The sequence below is a fragment of the Bradyrhizobium sp. BRP56 genome, assembly GCF_020194035.1.
Lineage (GTDB): Bacteria > Pseudomonadota > Alphaproteobacteria > Rhizobiales > Xanthobacteraceae > Bradyrhizobium > Bradyrhizobium australafricanum.
On the sequence record NZ_JADYVV010000027.1, the window covers coordinates 18,748 to 35,232 of the forward strand.

17 protein-coding genes are annotated in these 16,485 nt (G+C 65.4%); 6 read left to right on the plus strand and 11 right to left on the minus strand.

The window, feature by feature from the left end:
- Positions 1 to 54 precede the first annotated feature (54 nt).
- The 6 genes from I6F38_RS19850 to I6F38_RS19875 all read right to left on the minus strand — a co-directional run bounded on the left by I6F38_RS19850 (position 55) and on the right by I6F38_RS19875 (position 7,599).
- Entirely contained in the window at positions 55 to 1,551 is a 1,497-nt protein-coding gene (locus tag I6F38_RS19850; RefSeq protein WP_225161516.1) for a sugar ABC transporter ATP-binding protein, read from the minus strand.
- Positions 1,548 to 2,645 carry a hypothetical protein gene (locus I6F38_RS19855; protein ID WP_225161517.1) on the minus strand — a complete coding sequence of 366 codons (1,098 nt, stop codon included), beginning with the start codon at positions 2,643 to 2,645 and terminating at the stop codon, positions 1,548 to 1,550. The genes I6F38_RS19850 and I6F38_RS19855 overlap by 4 nt, the downstream gene beginning before the upstream one ends.
- Positions 2,642 to 4,765, minus strand: coding sequence for an SMP-30/gluconolactonase/LRE family protein (locus I6F38_RS19860; protein WP_225161518.1), 2,124 nt, complete (start codon positions 4,763 to 4,765; stop codon positions 2,642 to 2,644). Before I6F38_RS19860 ends, I6F38_RS19855 begins: the two co-directional genes overlap by 4 nt.
- Before the next feature lie 76 nt (positions 4,766 to 4,841).
- A complete protein-coding gene (locus tag I6F38_RS19865) occupies positions 4,842 to 5,858 on the minus strand; it encodes a sugar ABC transporter substrate-binding protein (RefSeq protein ID WP_225161519.1) in 1,017 nt (338 codons plus the stop codon).
- Between the two features lie 42 nt (positions 5,859 to 5,900).
- Positions 5,901 to 6,872, minus strand: a complete 972-nt coding sequence (locus I6F38_RS19870) for an ABC transporter permease (protein ID WP_050385026.1) — start codon at positions 6,870 to 6,872, stop codon at positions 5,901 to 5,903.
- Between the two features lie 19 nt (positions 6,873 to 6,891).
- Positions 6,892 to 7,599, minus strand: a complete 708-nt coding sequence (locus tag I6F38_RS19875; RefSeq protein ID WP_176936742.1) for a TetR/AcrR family transcriptional regulator — start codon at positions 7,597 to 7,599, stop codon at positions 6,892 to 6,894.
- Positions 7,600 to 7,988: 389 nt separating this feature from the next.
- Here I6F38_RS19875 and I6F38_RS19880 point away from each other — a divergent pair, with 389 nt between their 5' ends.
- The gene (locus I6F38_RS19880; RefSeq protein WP_310881097.1) at positions 7,989 to 8,165 is read left to right on the plus strand and encodes an MJ0042-type zinc finger domain-containing protein; all 177 of its coding nucleotides are present in this window, start codon (positions 7,989 to 7,991) and stop codon (positions 8,163 to 8,165) included.
- A 171-nt stretch (positions 8,166 to 8,336) separates the two neighbouring features.
- On the opposite strand, the gene I6F38_RS19885 is transcribed toward I6F38_RS19880, so the two are convergent.
- The 5 genes from I6F38_RS19885 to I6F38_RS19905 all read right to left on the minus strand — a co-directional run bounded on the left by I6F38_RS19885 (position 8,337) and on the right by I6F38_RS19905 (position 11,536).
- Positions 8,337 to 9,599, minus strand: coding sequence for an MFS transporter (locus I6F38_RS19885; RefSeq protein WP_225161520.1), 1,263 nt, complete (start codon positions 9,597 to 9,599; stop codon positions 8,337 to 8,339).
- Positions 9,596 to 9,925 carry a hypothetical protein gene (locus I6F38_RS19890; RefSeq protein ID WP_225161521.1) on the minus strand — a complete coding sequence of 110 codons (330 nt, stop codon included), beginning with the start codon at positions 9,923 to 9,925 and terminating at the stop codon, positions 9,596 to 9,598. The genes I6F38_RS19885 and I6F38_RS19890 overlap by 4 nt, the downstream gene beginning before the upstream one ends.
- Positions 9,912 to 10,514 carry an isochorismatase family protein gene (locus I6F38_RS19895; protein ID WP_225161522.1) on the minus strand — a complete coding sequence of 201 codons (603 nt, stop codon included), beginning with the start codon at positions 10,512 to 10,514 and terminating at the stop codon, positions 9,912 to 9,914. The genes I6F38_RS19890 and I6F38_RS19895 overlap by 14 nt, the downstream gene beginning before the upstream one ends.
- 41 nt (positions 10,515 to 10,555) lie before the next feature.
- Positions 10,556 to 11,008 (minus strand): MarR family transcriptional regulator, encoded by a 453-nt coding sequence (locus I6F38_RS19900; RefSeq protein ID WP_225161523.1) that lies wholly within the window; start codon positions 11,006 to 11,008, stop codon positions 10,556 to 10,558.
- Between the two features lie 213 nt (positions 11,009 to 11,221).
- A complete protein-coding gene (locus tag I6F38_RS19905) occupies positions 11,222 to 11,536 on the minus strand; it encodes a hypothetical protein (RefSeq protein ID WP_225161524.1) in 315 nt (104 codons plus the stop codon).
- 248 nt (positions 11,537 to 11,784) lie between these two features.
- Here I6F38_RS19905 and I6F38_RS19910 point away from each other — a divergent pair, with 248 nt between their 5' ends.
- The 5 genes from I6F38_RS19910 to I6F38_RS19930 all read left to right on the plus strand — a co-directional run bounded on the left by I6F38_RS19910 (position 11,785) and on the right by I6F38_RS19930 (position 16,340).
- On the plus strand, positions 11,785 to 12,855 hold the full coding sequence (locus I6F38_RS19910; protein WP_225161525.1) for a histidine kinase: 1,071 nt from the start codon (positions 11,785 to 11,787) through the stop codon (positions 12,853 to 12,855).
- A gap of 49 nt (positions 12,856 to 12,904) precedes the next feature.
- Positions 12,905 to 13,561 carry a response regulator transcription factor gene (locus I6F38_RS19915; protein WP_028335911.1) on the plus strand — a complete coding sequence of 219 codons (657 nt, stop codon included), beginning with the start codon at positions 12,905 to 12,907 and terminating at the stop codon, positions 13,559 to 13,561.
- A 139-nt stretch (positions 13,562 to 13,700) separates the two neighbouring features.
- Entirely contained in the window at positions 13,701 to 14,087 is a 387-nt protein-coding gene (locus tag I6F38_RS19920; RefSeq protein WP_225161526.1) for a hypothetical protein, read from the plus strand.
- A 1-nt stretch (position 14,088) separates the two neighbouring features.
- On the plus strand, positions 14,089 to 15,840 hold the full coding sequence (locus I6F38_RS19925; protein WP_225161527.1) for an OmpA family protein: 1,752 nt from the start codon (positions 14,089 to 14,091) through the stop codon (positions 15,838 to 15,840).
- The gene (locus I6F38_RS19930; protein ID WP_057018933.1) at positions 15,840 to 16,340 is read left to right on the plus strand and encodes a GTP-binding protein; all 501 of its coding nucleotides are present in this window, start codon (positions 15,840 to 15,842) and stop codon (positions 16,338 to 16,340) included. The genes I6F38_RS19925 and I6F38_RS19930 overlap by 1 nt, the downstream gene beginning before the upstream one ends.
- Positions 16,341 to 16,485 lie beyond the last annotated feature (145 nt).

A 16,485-nucleotide genomic window follows, 5' to 3' on the forward strand; every position in this document is an offset into this window, starting at 1 on the left:
GTTTCCCACGCCGCGCCTGACGCTTCAACCAAAATCGCATCGCGTTTCAGGGCATCAATGAATCGCCGCGTACATGATCTTCTCCTCGGTGGCTTCGAGCGCGGAGAATTCCTCCACCACCTTGCCCTGGCGGGAGACCAGGATGCGGTCGGACAGCGCCATGATCTCGGGCAGATAGGACGAGATCACCACCACCGCCTTGCCCTCGTCGGCGAGCTGGTTGATCAGCTCGTGGATTTCGACGATGGCGCCGACGTCGACGCCGCGGGTCGGTTCGTCGAAGATGATCAGCTCGGGCTCCTGCACCAGCGATTTGGCGATCACCACCTTCTGCTGGTTACCGCCTGACAGCTCGACCACCTTGGCCTCGTCGCCGATGGCGCGAACCTTGAGGCGCTGAGTCCAGGTCTTGCCGACCGAATTGGTCTCGCGCCGCGACAACATCATGCGGCCCCCGGGAAACTTCGAAAGCAGGCCGAGATAGATGTTGCGGGCGATCGAGGCGGTTTCGAAGAAGCCCTCGACCTTGCGATCCTCGGTCACATAGGCGATGCCGGCTTTGACCGCCGGCGCCGGAACCCGGTAGCGCACCGGCTTGTCGTGCAGCAGGATTTCGCCGCCATGGAAGAAGTCGCGCTTCAACACGCCGGAGACGATCTTGAAGGTCTCGGTGCGGCCGGCGCCGACCAGGCCGAACACGCCGGTGATCTGCCCGGCGAACACCGACAGCGAATTGTTCTTCACCATCGGCGCCATCTTGAGGTTCTGCACCGTGAGCACGCGCGCACCGGCCGGCCGGACGCTGGTCTTCCGCGCGCCATACAGCGTGTTGGAGAGGTCGCGCCCGACCATCGCCTGCACGATCGCCGCCCGGTCGAATTTCGCCGCGTCGTCGGTGATGACATGCTTGCCGTCGCGCAGCACGGTGATGCGGTCGGCGAGCAGCAGAGCCTCTTCCAGCGCGTGCGAGATGAAGATGATCGAGACGCCGCGCTTCTTGAGGTCACGGACCAGGTCGAAGAAATACTTCTTCTCTTCCGGCGTCAGCGACGCGGTCGGTTCGTCGAAGATGATCACCTTGGCCTTGTGCAGAACCGCACGCGCGATCTCCACCATTTGCTTCTTGGCGGCGCCGAGCCCGCTCACGGTGGCGGTCGGCGTCACGTCGAAATTCAGCGATTGCAGGAATTGCTGGGCGGCGATGTAGATGCCGCGCAGCCGGTTGTAGAATTTCTCCTGCCCGAGAAACAGGTTTTGCGCGACCGTCATGGTCGGCACCAGGCTGTTCTCCTGGAACACCATGGCGATGCCGAGATTGCGCGCCTCGAGCGGCGTGCGCGGCGCGACCTCCGCGCCATCGACACTCATGCCGCCGGAGGTCAAGGTCACGACGCCGGCCATCACCTTGGTCAGCGTCGACTTGCCGGCGCCGTTCTCGCCGACCAGCGCGTGGATCTCGCCGCGGCGCAGATCGAAGTCGACGCCCTCGATGGCGGGGACGCCGGCGTAGAGCTTGGTGGCCTTGCGCAGGGACAACACGGTGTCGCTCATGAGCCTGTCTCCTCGGCGAGCCCGGCGAGGGGCAGTTTCAGCACGCGGCCCGGTCCCTTGGCGATCAGCACAAGATCGTCGCCCAGCTCGAGCGCCGCGACGACGCCGTGATTGACGCCGTCGACCCGGCTGTGCAGCGAATACTTTGGCTTGCCGTCCTCGGTCAGCCGGATGACGAGGCCATAGGAGCGCGGCGGCGCCCACGGCTTGATGACGCCCATCGTCTTGATGTGCGCGCCCTGCATCGGCTCCTTGAACGAGAAGCCCGAGCGCAGCCGCGGCGCCACCCAATAGGCCGGGTCGATCTCGGCCATCATGCGGCGCCGGTAGGCCGGCTCGCGCAGCACGAACTCGATCAGCTGGGTGCGCGCGGTGAATGCGGTGAGCCAATAGCCGCCGCCCGCGGCCTTCGACAGCCGCGACGGATAGACGGGCAAATGACCGAGCACGATCTGCGGCGGCCTTCCATTGGAGACGAGGACGAGGCGATGCCGCCAGCTCTCGCTGACCAGCACACCATCGCCGCGCGCGCAGGCGCCGAAGGCGTAGCCGAGCTTCGACGCCAGCGGCTGCACCGATCTGGTCCTGGGGTCGAGCCGGGACACGCGGCCGCTTCGGTTCAGCTCCATCAGGTCGCGCGCCCAATCATCGATGCCGCAGGTCGCCGAGCCGTCGGTTGCGATCAGGGTGCCGTCGCCGGCCTGCGTCAGCGCGTTGATCGCGTTGAAGGCGGCGTCGCTGAACGTCACGCTAGGCTCGCCCGACGAGGGATCGGCGTAGAGCCGCACCTCGCGGCCGCCGAGCGCGACCGCGATGCCGCCGCCGGTGAGCGCGCAGAGTGCCGAAATCGGCTGCTCGAAGCTGCGCAGCTCGGCCGCTCCGCCGCCGTCGAGGCGCAGCAGGCGCCGGCCGTCGGCGACATAGAGGTTGCGGCCATCGGTTGCGAGATCCTCTAGCGCCTCGCATTCCAGCAAGGTCGTCGCCGTCTCCAGTTTTTGATTCGGCTTGAGTGCGCCGTCGAACGACGGCACGGTGATGGTGGCCTCGCCACGGCCGAGAAAGCGGTTGGCGAATTCCCTGACGGCCGCGATCATGACAGCTTCCCCCAGCGCTTGTCATACTGCACGAAGTTCGGGTCCGCGTTCTCCAGCTTGTAGCGGCCGATCCGGTTGTTCATGATGCCGCCGAGATAGAGATAGCCGCGGTGCTCGCGCATCGAGGTGATCATCGGGTGGTTCTCGCCGCGCAGGTCCCAGAACGATTCGAGGATCTTGCCCTGCTCGTTGAACTTGACGACGCAACCGGTGTTGATGTTCGGGAACAGCCATTCGTCGACCGGGACGCGCTTGGCCATGCGGCGGCGGAAGCCGGGCATCTTCCAGGCAAGGTCGAGCGAGGGGCTGCGCATACCGACCAGCGCCAGCCAGTAATTGCCGTCGGAGGCGAGATTGATGTTGTCGGGATAGCCCGGCAGATTGTCCATCACCACCTCGACCTCGCCCTTCTTCGGTCCCGCGAACCACAGCCGTTTGATCGAGCAGCCGAAGGTCTCGGCGAACAGAATCGACTGGCCGTCGCTGGCGACGCAGATGCCGTTGGGGAATTTGAGGCCGCGCAGCGCCGTATGCGTGGCGCCGGTCTTGGTGTCGTAGCAGATGATGCGGCCGTTGCCGCGCGCCTCGAGGCCGTCGATCGGCCATTCGTCCATCTCGTAGCGCACGGTGGCTTCCGAGAAGAAGATCAGGCCGTCGTCGGTGATGTCGAGGTCGTCGGCCAGCCGCAGCCGGCTGTCGTCGTTCACCGAATGCATGCTGCGGTTGGTCTCGTCGGTGGCCTTCTCCACGGTGCCGTCGGGCGTGATGCGGTAAAGGCCCATGCCGCCGATGCAGACATAGAGATTGTCCTGCCGGTCGAACGCCATACCGAGCGGCTGACCGCCGATATGGGCGAACACCTCCATCCGCTGATAATCGGGCGCATGGAAGCGGATGATGTCGCCATGGCGCGAGCCGGCGTAGAGATTGTTGTTGCGATCGAGGATCACGTCCTCCGGCGCCTCGATGCGGCCGAGGCCGATCAATTCGACGTCGCGCAGCTTGTCGTTCTGCTCGAACGGGCCGCCCTGGCCGATCTCGGTGGCCGGCGGCGGCGGCAGCGCATGATAGGTCGGCGCGACATAGACTTTGCTGATGATGCGGGTGCGGTTCTTCTGCCAGCGGATGTCGACCATCGCTGCGACCAGCAGGATGCCCGCCAGCGCCATGCGGTTGATGCCGCCACGCGCATTGAGCGTGGTGAGGCCGTTGGTGATCAAGAGCACGATCAGCACGCCGACCAGCGATTTTGCGACCGAGCCTTTGCCGCCGCCGAGCGTGATGCCGCCGAGCACGGTCGCGGTCAGCACGATCACCTCGAGGCCGACGCCGATATCGCCGCCGACGGTGCCGAGCCGGGCCGCGAAGAACAGCGCAGCGATGCTGGTCAGCACGCCGCTTGCGACATAGCAGAGCGCGATGGTGCGGCGGACCGGAATGCCGGAATTGTAGGCGGAACGGCGCGAGCCGCCGATCGCGGTGATGTGCCAGCCCGGGCGCAGCCGGGTCATGAAGATATGGCCGAAGATGGCGATCGCGATGTAGACCAAAGCGACGCTCGGAATGCCGAACACGTCGCCGCCGCCGATGAAATTCCAGGACGGGATGTCGGGGAAGGCCGCGGCGATCGAATTGGAGTAGCGTTGGATCAGCAGATCGAACGCCGAGCGGTAGATGATTAAGGTAATCAACGTGGTGATGAAGGCGCGCAGCCTTAAGTAGCCGATCAGCACGCCGTTGACGGCGCCGAGCAGTGCGCCGCAGACGAGGGTGGCGACGACCACCGCGGGAACCGGCCAGTTCAGCACGTCGAGCAGATAGAGCGCGCAGAAATCCGTCAGCGCGAAGATCGAGCCGACCGACAGATCGATGCCGCCGACGATGACGACCAGCGCCATGCCGAGGCCGATGAAGCCGATCTCACCGGCCTGCCGCGCGGTATCGGCAAGGCTCGACGGCGACAGGAAGTGATCGATGGAACGGCTGAGCGCGAAGCCGACGATCAAGAGCAGGATCACCGGTATTGCGGTCTCGGTCCAACGCTTGGACAGGATCTCGCCGAGGAGATGATCCGGCCAGTAGCGATAACGCAGGCTCGTCAGGGTGTCGCGCATCGGCATTCCAGCAAGGCGTTCGATTTGGGAAAATCGACGTCTCGGGTGAGATCGCCCGGGACGTCGAGCGGGAATGGCCGGACTATTTTTTCAGGTCACTCAGGTTCCAGCACGCGGTCTGGCTGTCCGCGTTCTCCTTGGTGATCGGAATCAGCGTCGTGTATTCCGAACCCTTGATCGAGCCGGCCTTGGCGCCCGACGACAGCAGCCATTTGATCGTGCCGGCCATCTGCGCGGCCTGGGTCGGCACGTCGTAGCTCATGTTGAGATCGAACGCGCCGGACTTCACCAGTTCGCAGGCGCCCTTGCGCTCGCCGCCGCCGGAGGTCGCAACGAATACCTTGCCGGTCAGGCCGGCTTCCTTCACCGCAGCGGCGGTGCCGATGTCCATGCCGTCCCAGAAGCCGACGATGCCGCAAAGATCAGGATTCTGCTTCAGCACGGTCTGGGTGATCGCCTTGGCCTTCGCGGCATCCCAGTCGGCCGCCTGGCTCGAGACCACCTTGATCTCCGGATGCTTGGCGAGCACGTTCTCGACGCCCTTGAGCGTGTAGGCGCTGGCGGCCGCCGAGAGCGCGCCCTGCACGATGGCGATCTTGTTCGACTTGCCCTGGCAGGCCTTCACCACGGCTTCGGTGTCCCGCTCGCCGATCTCGATCCAGTTGGCGCCGACAAAGGCCGACGAGCGATAGGCCGATCCCATGTTGATCTGGATGACGTAGATGCCTTCGTTCTCGGCGCGTTGCAGCAACTTGGCGTAGGTCTGCACGTCCGGATTGTGGATCACCATCACGGCCGGCTTCTCCGAGATCAGCGAGGTCACCGCCTGCGCGCCGGCATTGGTGTTCCAGTTGGGATCGCGGATTTCGAACTTCACGCCGAAGGGCTCGAGCTCCTTCTTCATGCCGGCGTACCAGCCTTCGGTGAGGTCGAAGTTCATGGCGACCGGAACGTAGGCCACCGTCTTGCCGGCGAGGGCTTCCCTGAACGGCTTCTGGAACGGCTCGTCCAGGCCCTGCTGGGCCAGAGCCGGGGCGGCGACGGCGGCAAGCCCGAGCGCAGCGGCGATCACCTTTGCAGTCCTGACAGCGTATTTCATTGCTTCCTCCTTGGTCGTGATTGAATGTTCTTGTGGCTTGGTTCAGATGTCGCCCTGCTGTGCCGTTTCTTCGTTGCGCGGATTCAGGAATGAATCCGTGATGACGGCGAGCAGCAGGACGACACCCTTGACGAGATTCTGTCCGGCGTAGGAAATGTCCATGATGGTCATGCCGTTCAGCATGGTGCCGATCAGCAGCGTGCCGATGATGACGTTGAGCACGCCGCCGCGGCCGCCCGACAGGCCGATGCCGCCGAGCACGACGACGAGGATGACGTCGTAGATCAGGGTCGAATTGAAGATGCGGGTCGGCATCGAGTTGACCGATGCCGCCATCACGAGGCCCGCGAAGCAGCCGATCAGCGCCGCGACGACGTATTGCAGCACGATGATCGGGCGCGAGGGGATGCCGGTGACGCGGGCGGCGTAGGGATTATCGCCGATCGCGTAGATATAGGCGCCCCAGCGCGTCTGGCGCAGCAGGAACGCGACCACGACGCAGGCGATCGCGAACATCACGATCGAGGTCGGAATGCCGAGGATGGTGCCTTGTCCGAGCCGCTCGAAGCCCTTCATGCCGTCGCTCCACTGCACGACGTCGAGCTGAAACAGCGCGGCCTGCCCGAGGCCGGCGAGCAGCAGGCCGGTCGCCAGCGTCGCAAACAGCGAAGGAACCTCGGCGTAGGCGATCAGCCAGCCATTGACCAGACCGAACGCGATCGTGAGCAGCACGGCCGTCACCAGCGCGGCCGGCAGCGAGTGGCCGTTCTGCACCATCTGCAGCACGAGCCCCGGCGGCACCGCGAGGGCTGCGATCAGGGAGATGTCGATGCCGCGCCCGATCACGACGATCGCCATCGCAAGCCCGAGGATGCCGAGCACCGCGACGTTCTGCAGCAGCGTCAGCATGTTCTCCGGCGTCAGGAAGCCGCGCAGGAAGATCGAGAACGCCAGGAACAGCACGGCAAAGACGGCGAAGACGATCTCCTGTTGATTGAACCGCAATCGCTTCATTGCCTCGTCCTTCCTGCGTCTATAGGTGCGCCGTCTGCCTGGATCTCGTGCGAGAGCCGGTCGCGACGCGGCCGGGCCGCGTCCTGGCCGCGACCGCGGCGTCGACGAACGCGCCGACGGTGTTGATGTAGGCCTCGATCGAGGTGCCGCGTCGGCGGTACTTCGCGCGTTTGACGTACCAGTCCTGCAGCAGCGGCTTGATCAGCGAGGCCGTCAGCGTGACCTGGTCGATCGCGAAGACGCCGCTGGCGACGCCCTGCTTGAGGACGCCGGCGATGATCTTCTCGGTCATCACCTCCATCTCGATGGCGCGCTGGCGCTCCGCCGGCGGAAACGATTTTGCTTCCATGAAGCAGAACACGAACCAGGGCTGCATCGCCTCGCTCATCCGGACATGGGTCGCGATGATCCAGTGCAGATGCTTGCGCGCATCCTGCTTCACGTCGGCGGGCGGCGAGTTGAGGACCTCCGCCACCGTTTCGGCGACCTCGCCGAGGATCATCGACAGCAGCGTCGGCTTGCTGTCGAAGTACGTATAAAGGCCGCCCATGCTGAGGCCGGAGGCTTCCGCGAGCTGGCGCAGCGTGGTGGCGTGAAAGCCGTGCTTGTTGGAAAGCGTGAGCGTGGCGCCGATGATGCGCGTGAGATTCGGAACGGCGAGATGGGTTTTCTGGACCCGGATGGAATCCCGATGACGTTCGAGGATGCGCGCGCAAAGCACGTCCATCGCGAACGCATTCGCCGTCCCCGGTCGCTGACGCGCGAGACCCACGTTGCCTCCCTGGCTATGCTCCCGGACCATTTCATTTTGTTGCTGGTCCGGGCCGGGCTTTACGCCCTTGCTTAATTCCTAGCCCACGAAACGGCGCCCGGAAAAGGGGGATGATGAAAATTTTCTGAGAGAGCGCTCGCTCGTTTTTGGCGCGGCCGTGTTGCCCGGCCTGGGCGCGTCGTCGTTCCGGCCATCGTCGGGAATTTTCGCGCTGAAAGCACAGCACAAATTCCCGATGCACTGGTCGACCAGCACGCCGGTTAGACGGCCGTCACATTTCCGGTCATGGGCGTGTGGGAAACTCAAGGGCGCAACGGCTTGCTGATTCGATGCGAAAATCTGACGTGACGTGCCCCCATTGCCAGGCCGGCTATCGCCGGATCGAACTGACGTCGAAGGGCGGCGTCGCGGGTGAGTTTCGCTGCCTGGTGTGCGACCACATCATCGAGCTGATGGATGGTTCGACCGATGTCGCCTTTCGGTTGACCGTGCAGCCGGGCAAGACGTCCTACGCCTACTAGAGCGTTTTCGAGCGAAGTGGGCACCGGTTCGCGTGAAGAAAACGCGTCAAAACAAGAATCTAGAGCTTCGGTTCTGATTCAATCAGAACCGAAAATGCTCTAGAGCTTTCGGTTCGCGTGAAGGACACGCGTCCGAACACAAGGTAGCAGCGCCGGTCGGTGGCGCCATGATCAACGCTGCTGCGGCAGGTTGATCTCGCTCCTTCGCGCCTCCTGGCTGCGGCGCTCGGCTTCGCCGCCCGATCGGGACAGCATGCCGATCGCCACGATCGCTGCGGCAAAGCCGGCGGCGGCGCCGACGCCGAGTGCCCAGCGCGGCCCGAGGTGATCGGCGACCCAGCCGACGATCGGTGCGCCGATCGGCGTGCCGCCGAGCGCAACGCCGAGCCGCAGCGCCATCACCCGACCGCGCATCGCCGGCTCAGTCGAGAGCTGCATCAGCGCGTTCGAGGTGTTGGTGACGGTCAGCGCGGCGACGCCGATCACGACCAGCGCCGCGGCGAACAGCCAATAGCTCGGCGCCAATGCGGCGAGCGTGCAGCCCAGCCCGAAGATCGCGGCGCCCAGCATCAGCGAGCCGAAGCGCGGCTCCTCGCGGCTCGCGGCCAGCAGCGCGCCCGACATCGTTCCGAGCGCCATTATCGACGACAGCAGGCCGAAGCCGCGCGCGTCGGTGTGGAACACGCCAACCGCCATGGTGGAAATGAAGATCGGAAAGTTCAGTCCGAAGGTCCCGATCAGGAACAACATGATCAGCGTCGCCCTGAGATCGGGCCGCGACCAGACATAGTGGAAGCCCTGCATCACGCTGCCCTTGGTGCGATGGGCGCGCGCGTTCGGGCGCAGCTCCGAGGTGCGCAGCAGGGTCAGCGAGGTCAGCACCGCCAGGAACGATGCGCCGTTGAACAGGAACGCCCAGCCGGTGCCGACGGAGGCGATGATGAGGCCGGCGACGGCCGGGCCGATCATGCGGGCGGCGTTGAACGAGGTCGAGTTCAGCGCGATCGCATTCGACAGATTGGTATCGTTCACCAGCTCGGCGACGAAGGTCTGCCGCACCGGGGCGTCGAGCGCCGCCGCGCAGCCGAACAGCAACGCGAAGGTGTAGACGTGCCAGAGCTGCACCAGCCCGGTGACGGTGAGAATGCCGAGGATGAGTGCCAGCGCGCCCATCGTCGCCTGGGTCGCCATCAGCAGCTTGCGCTGGTTGAAATGATCGGCGGCAAAGCCGGTCCACGGCATCAATAATAGTTGTGGCCCGAATTGCAGCGCCATCACGATGCCGACGGCGGACGCGCTGTGATTTGTCAGCTGGGTGAGAACCAGCCAGTCCTGCGCCGCGCGCTGCATCCAGGTGCCGATGTTGGATACCAGCGCGCCGGCCGCCCAGACCCGGTAGTTGAAGCTCGCAAGCGATCGAAAGACGCGTCTCATGTTCTCTGTGGTTCATTCCCGCCGTGAAACCGCCCGAACCGCCGCGCGAGGAACAGGCCGATCAGAAGACCGCCGAGCCCGAGCGCTGCGACGTCGCTGGTGGTTCGCAAGCCGAAGTCGCCGACGCGGCAGACCAGCAGATATCCGACCGCGAGGTTGAAGAAGCCCCACGCAATGTTGACGGTCGACGAGGACAGGCCTTCGCCGGGCGGCTTGGCGAACGGGCTCTGGAACGCTTCGCCCATCATGCCGGCGACGACGTGGGGGATCGCATTGGTGAGGAAGGCGCCGCCGAAGAAATAGGCGACAAGATCAAGCCAGTTCATGCGCGTTGGTCCTTTCAACGAGATCGATGATCGCCTGCGTCGAGCCGGTTTCGCCGAGTCGCGGGAACACGTGCTCGATGCTGTAGGCATGCGCGTGCGGCCGCGCATCGGTCATGGCGTCGATCGCGAGCGTGACGTTGAAGCCCGCTTCATAGGCCTGTCTCGCCGTCGATTCGACGCCGCCGGCGGTGGCGACGCCGGCGATCACGACTTGCGTGACGCCATGCGCTCTCAGCAGGCTTTCGAGGTCGGTGCTGGCAAATGCGCCTCGCGTTCGCTTGGTCACGACGATGTCGCTGGGCTGTCGGTCGAGTTCCGGAATGAGATCGGTCCATCCGTCGGGAAGCGGGCCGCCAATTGGATTTCCAATTAGATTTCCATGGCGCGGCGCCTGCTCGGTTCGTCCCGGCGAGCTGCCGTCGACATTGACCAGCGCGACCGGCAGACCGTGCCGTCGGAACGCAGCGCCAAGCGCGGCGGCGCGAGCCACGACGTCGCCGATCGGATGGGCGAAGGGCCAGCCCATGAGGCCGCTTTGTAGATCGATGACGATCAATGCGGTGATCGGATCGAGCGTGGTCAGGGCCATGGTCGTTACCTTTCTCGCAAGCTGACGCGCCGCAGCCCGCCTCAATCCTCGACCAGCCGCTTCAGCAAGCCGACGGCGGCGGCGAGTTCGTCCTGCTCCCGCGCCGACAGCCGCGCAGCGATAGTGCGCGACAGCCAGTCCTGCCGCGCGGCGCGGCCGATACGCAGCCGCTCGCGGCAGCTATCGGTGAGTGACATGAGGGTCTGCCGGCCGTCGTCCGGATCCGGCGCGCCGCGGACCAGGCCGGCAGCCTCGAGCGCCGATATCGCCGAGCTCATCGACTGCGGACGCATGCCCTCCGATCGCGCCAGGCTGGACACGGTCGCGGGGCCGTCCTTTTCGAGCCGAAGCAGCACCGCGACTTGGGAAGGCGGGAGGTCCTCGCGCTGACCCTGCTCGCGAAGCCGCCGCTTCAGCCTTCCAATCAACAGGCGAAGATCTTCGGCCAGCGCGGATGTGCGCGCCGAGCCGGGGCGGGCCGGTACATTGCTCATGCCGGATCGGATAGCATATATGAAGGTAAACTGTAAAGATTATCTTCGCAGTTTATCTGCATACGTGTCCTGCTGCAGCCGGCCGCCGGCCGGCTGGTCTGACGCTGCTCGCGGCCGGAATCGGCGCGGCACGCGAGAGCGCCGGCCAAGCCTCAACGGGGGAAATGAAATGGACGGTGAGGGCTTTGAGCGCCTCAGCGCAATGGCGCGCGCTTACTCGGGCGCAGCGTCGCTGCTTGCCGCGGCCTCGTACATCTCGCGCGCGCGCCTGGTCACGGCCGCATAGCGCGCCGTCGCGCTGAGGCTCATCAGGCCGGCGCGCACCAGTCCGAGAATGGCGCGTCGGGAGTGGAACGGTCCGGTCTTGCTCGCGGCATATCCGCGCGGATAGAGCTGCAGGCGACCGGCGAGCGCTTCCTGCAATGCCATCTTCTGGGTCGCGCTCAGGCGCCGGCGCCGCGCGGGCTTGCTTGCTTCCGCCAGCATGCGCAGCTCGATGCCCGACGGTTTCCGTGGTGCGCCCTTCATTGTCAGCTCACATTCCGGCCGACTGGCGCGACCTTTCGCGAGGCCCGGCGCCCGGCCGGCATCGCCATGGACGCCGGCATGTGGCACATCATGGCTTGCGCTGTTGCTCATTCGTGAGACAGAACCGCATTTCGAGCAGCGGCGGCATCTGACGAAGGTCAGGACTGGTTGTGACGAAAGTCATATTCGTTTGCGACCGCTGCCGGCTTACGCCAGAGTGGGCTGCTCGCTGAGCTGATGGGCAACGCATGATCGATCTGAGCGCGGATTTGCTTGCGGCCGCAGAAGCCGACGTCATCGGTCTCGCCGTCATCGGCGCCGATCGAAGCATGCAGCGGAAGATCGGCCGGCTGGTCGAGTGGCTTCCCGCAACCGGCGTCGATTGCTGCGAGTGTGTGTTGCTGGTCGGCATGGAAGCCGAGTTGGCGGCGCTTGCCAGCGGCCAGCGGGACATGATTGCGCTGGCCGGTGTGCGTGGCGCGTCGCCTGACATCACGCAGCCGATGACGGCGGTCGTGCTGTGGAACGGCGCGCGGTCGCATTACTTCGTCATCGCCATGCCGGATTTTGCCGGCCGTCAGGTCGAAACGCTGCTCGGCAGCGAGCGCCGCGCCCGGCGCCTGATGGAGCAGCAGCTCGAGGCGGCGAGCGCGGAGGTGCGCTTTGCCTCGCTGGCGCGGACGCGGCTGCGGCTGGCGCGCGATCTGCACGATACGCTGGTGCACTCGATCGTGGCGCTGCTGACCCAGATCCGGCTGATCCGGCATTATTTGTCGGCCGATCCCGCCCGTGTGGCGGACAGCCTCGCGACAGCTGAAGATGCGGCCGCGAGTGGCCTGAACCGCGCCCGCGAAGCCATCGATCGCCTGCGCACGCCCGACGATCTGAAGCTTGATCCCGACGTCGAGGGGCTGCTCAGCGACTTCGCCGCGCGCAGCGGTGTCAGGGTGTCGATCCAGATCGACGAAGCGGCGCGCTCCGGCCTGCGCGATTGCGGCCTGACGGTTCAGCGCATCCTCAGCGAGGCACTGCGCAATATTCAGACGCATGCGCGGGCGCGCCGCGTCTCCTTTCACGCCTTCGACGAACCGGCCGCGGTCGGCCGCAAGCTGATTGTCGAGATCCGCGATGACGGCCGCGGCTTCGATCCCGCGGTCCCGACGCCAGGACATTTCGGATTGATTGGCATGGCCGAATTTGCTGAACTTGTCGGCGGCAGCTGCGCGGTGGAGAGCGCGCCCGGGCAGGGAACGCTGGTCCGGATCTCGCTCCCCGTGGCGGTGCCGCCGGCAGCGTCCGCCGGCGTGCTGGCCGATTGAATTCGTTGCCGCGCATGCAACACGTTTTCGAGAGGATGACGGAAAGCCCGTGAGCAGAATTGAGAAGATACGGGTGCTGATCGCCGAGGATCAGACGCTGATCAGGGAAGGTATCGCGACGCTGCTCGCCCAGCAGAACGACGATTTCGAGATCCTTCCCGGCGCGGCCGATGGCGAGCAGGCCATCGAATTCGCGCGGCGCTACCGGCCGGATGTCATCCTGATGGATCTGCAGATGCCGCGGGTCGACGGCATCGCCGCGACCCAGCGGATTCTCCGCGAATTGCCGCAGACGCATATCGTGGTGCTGACGACGTTCGAGACCAACGACCTGATCTTCGAGGCGGTGAGCGCAGGCGCCAAGGCGTATCTCTTGAAGGACGCCAGGATGGAGGAGATCGCCTCGACCATCCGCGCGGTCATCAACGGCCAGTCCGGGCTTTCGCCCGGCGTCGCCGCGCGCATCCTCGACGAGTTCAAGCGGCTGCGCGGCCCGCGCGTCTCGGCGAAGCTGCCGGTTCGCGATGGGCTGACGGCGCGGGAGAATGAAATTCTTACGCTGATCGTCGAGGGCAAGAGCAACACCGAGATCGGCGAGCAGCTGCATTTGGCGGAAGGAACCGTGAAGAACTATGTCAGCACGATTCTGGAGAAATGCCAGGTCAAGAACCGTACAGAACTCGCAATAAAGGCAATAACTTACTAGAAATAATTGGCCGCGATCGCACAACCACGCGGTTGATCCGGCTGAGATTGCTCGCCTTTCTCTGGGCCGCGCCCGCAAAATTGGCTATACGGTTGTTTCGGATTTGCTTTTTGACACCGCAGATCCGGATTGCGTGGCTATGAGTAAGCGAGAAATGACCATGAAGGGTATCGAGCGCCAGACCAAAGGTACGGACGGACCGGCGGACGCTCCGGCTGCCGGCAACGGCGCGGACGCGGCGGCGCATGGCATGGCGGCGATCGATCAGGTCCGCGACCTGCTGTTCGGCGGCGCGCAACGTTCGCTCGAGACCAACCTCTCGGGTCTGCGCGAGGAGATGCAGGCATCGCTCAAGCAGATGCAGGCGGACTTCACCAACGAGCTCACCGCGCTTTCTGCGCGGCTCTCCGACCTCGAGCGGGATACCGAGCAGAAGCGGCTCGACTCGCTGAAGGATGTCGGCGCGGCGATCACCCAGCTCGGCTCGGTCATCAGCGGATTGGGATCCGGCCGCACGGGCAAATAGCATGGCAGCTGCTGCCGGCCAGAACCGCGAGATCGAGCAGCTCAAGACATTGCTGTTTCAGCCCGAGGCGACGCGCCTGACGTCGCTGGAGGCCGACCTCGACTCGCTGCAGCGCTATGTCGGCAACGCCGACCGCCTGGAGACGGCAACCGCGGGCATCCTGGTCGAGGCGCTGGAGCGCGCCGAGGTCAACCGGCCGCGCGAGCTCGCCAGCGCGATTGCGCCGGTCGTGGTCTCGGCGATCCGCAGCGAGATCAAGAACTCGCGCGAGCAGATGATCGAGGCGCTCTATCCGATCGTCGGCCGTCTGGTCAGCGCCGCGGTGGCAAATTCGTTCAGGGAGCTGGTTGCCTCGCTCGAGCAGCGCATCAATGCGTTGACCTCGGCGCAATTGTGGGTCGGCCGCGTCAAGTCGCTGGTGACGGGACGCCCGATCAGCGAATTCGTGCTCGCCGATCAGCCGCCGCAGATCAACCGGCTCCTGATCATCGAACGCGGCAATGGCCGCCTGATCGCGGACTGGAAGCGCGATGCGACCGCCGACGAACGCGCCGACCTGCTCAGCGCGATGGTCGCGGCGATTCTGGAATTCTCCGTGCAGGCGCTGGCCGGCGAAGGCAATCTGCAGACGCTCGATTTCGGCGGACGGCAGCTCGCGCTGCGCGCCTCGCCCCGCTTCATCCTGGCGGCGGAGTGCCTGGGACCGCTGCGCCCCGCCGACAACGCCAGGATCAACTCGTTGTTCTTCGATGCGATCGAGCGCATCGACCGCGGCGCGGATTGCGACGGGCCGATGCTGGCGTCGCTGGCAGCCGCGATCGAGACCGACGATACGCCACGGCGGATCGCGGGCCGGCGCGGCAAGGTGATCCTTTTCGCCTTGCTCGCGGCATTGGCCGCGCTGTTGCTCTGGCTTGCCGCGACATCGGTGACGCGCGGCCTGTTGGAGCGGCGGACCCATGCGGCGCTGGAACAGCTCGCCGCAAAGCAGCCGTTGCTGGCCTCGTTTCCGCTGCGGCTCGACTTCGATCACGGCAGCCGAAGCGTGGCCGTTTCAGGCATCGAGCCGAGCCAGCTGGAGACCGCGCCCTTGATCGATGCGCTCGCCGAGGCCGCGGCACCGTACAAGATCGTCAACCACATCGGTCTGGTGTCCGCACCGGAGCAAGTCGCGGCATCGCAGGCCGGTATCGCGGGCCTGCAGCAGAGCCTGACGCGCCTGCAGGCGAGCCTCGACCAGATGCGCGAGGCGATCGGTGCGCGGGCGAAGTCGGGCGAGGAGAAATATGCCGCCCTGACCGAGCAATATGACAGGCTCGGCGAGCAGTATGCGAAATTGGGCGAGCAGTATTCGAAGCTGCAAGCCGTCGCCGACGGCCCGGCGGCGCGGCTCGATCGCTTCATCGCCACCACCGCGATCTTCTTCGCGAACAATTCAGACGAAGTCCTCGACAGCGACCAGGCCGAGCAGCAGCTGCGCGAGCTCGCCGGACTAATGGCGAACAACGATCTCAGGCTGCGGATCGTCGGCTATGCCGATCAGAGCGGCACGGAAGGCACCAACCGGACGCTGGCGCGCAAGCGGGCCGAGCAGGTCCAGCGCAGGCTGACTGCGCTCGGGGTCGATCCGTCGCGGCTGATTTTGGTTTCGCGCGCGGCGACGATGCCGATCACCGACCGGGTCGACGCCACCGTCGGCGGTAATCGCCGCGTGGCGTTCGAGACGGTCTATCGAGGCGAAGTGGCCCGCTGATGCTCACCGCGAAAGTCATGCTGCTCGGCGATATGGGGGTCGGCAAGACGTCGATCCTCTATCGGCTGATCTACAACCGGTTCGAGGGCCAGTACAAATCGACGCTGGGCGTCGAGATCCTGAGCCACGACGTGGCGCCGGCGGATGGCAGCGATCCGATGCGCCTCGTGCTGTGGGACACCGACGGCGATTTCGGCACGCAGATCTTCGACACGGTCTATGTCACCGGCGCATCCGCCGCCATCATCGTGTCCGACGTCACGCGGCCGCAGACGGTGACCCGCATGGTCGAACTGGTCCGCGGCTTCGAGGAGCGCTTCCCCGGCCGACCCTACCGGGCGCTGCTGAACAAGATCGATCTGCCGGAAGCCGCGGGCAGCGCGGGCGCGATTGCCGGGCTTGCGAAGTCGAGCGTCAAGTCGGTCAGCGCCAAGACCGGCGTCGGCATTGCCGAGAGCTTTGTCGAACTCGCCCAGACCATCCGCCGCCGCCAGCTCTAGTTAGCGACAACGCGCACACGTCTGTGTCAGCCGTCCCGACTTCTCGGGGCTGGCGAATCGGGCCGGGACGGCTGACTTCATCGCACGTGGGGCGTACGATGAAAGGCTCTCGCGCGGCCGCAGAAAGCCGCACGCTTTCCCCGCC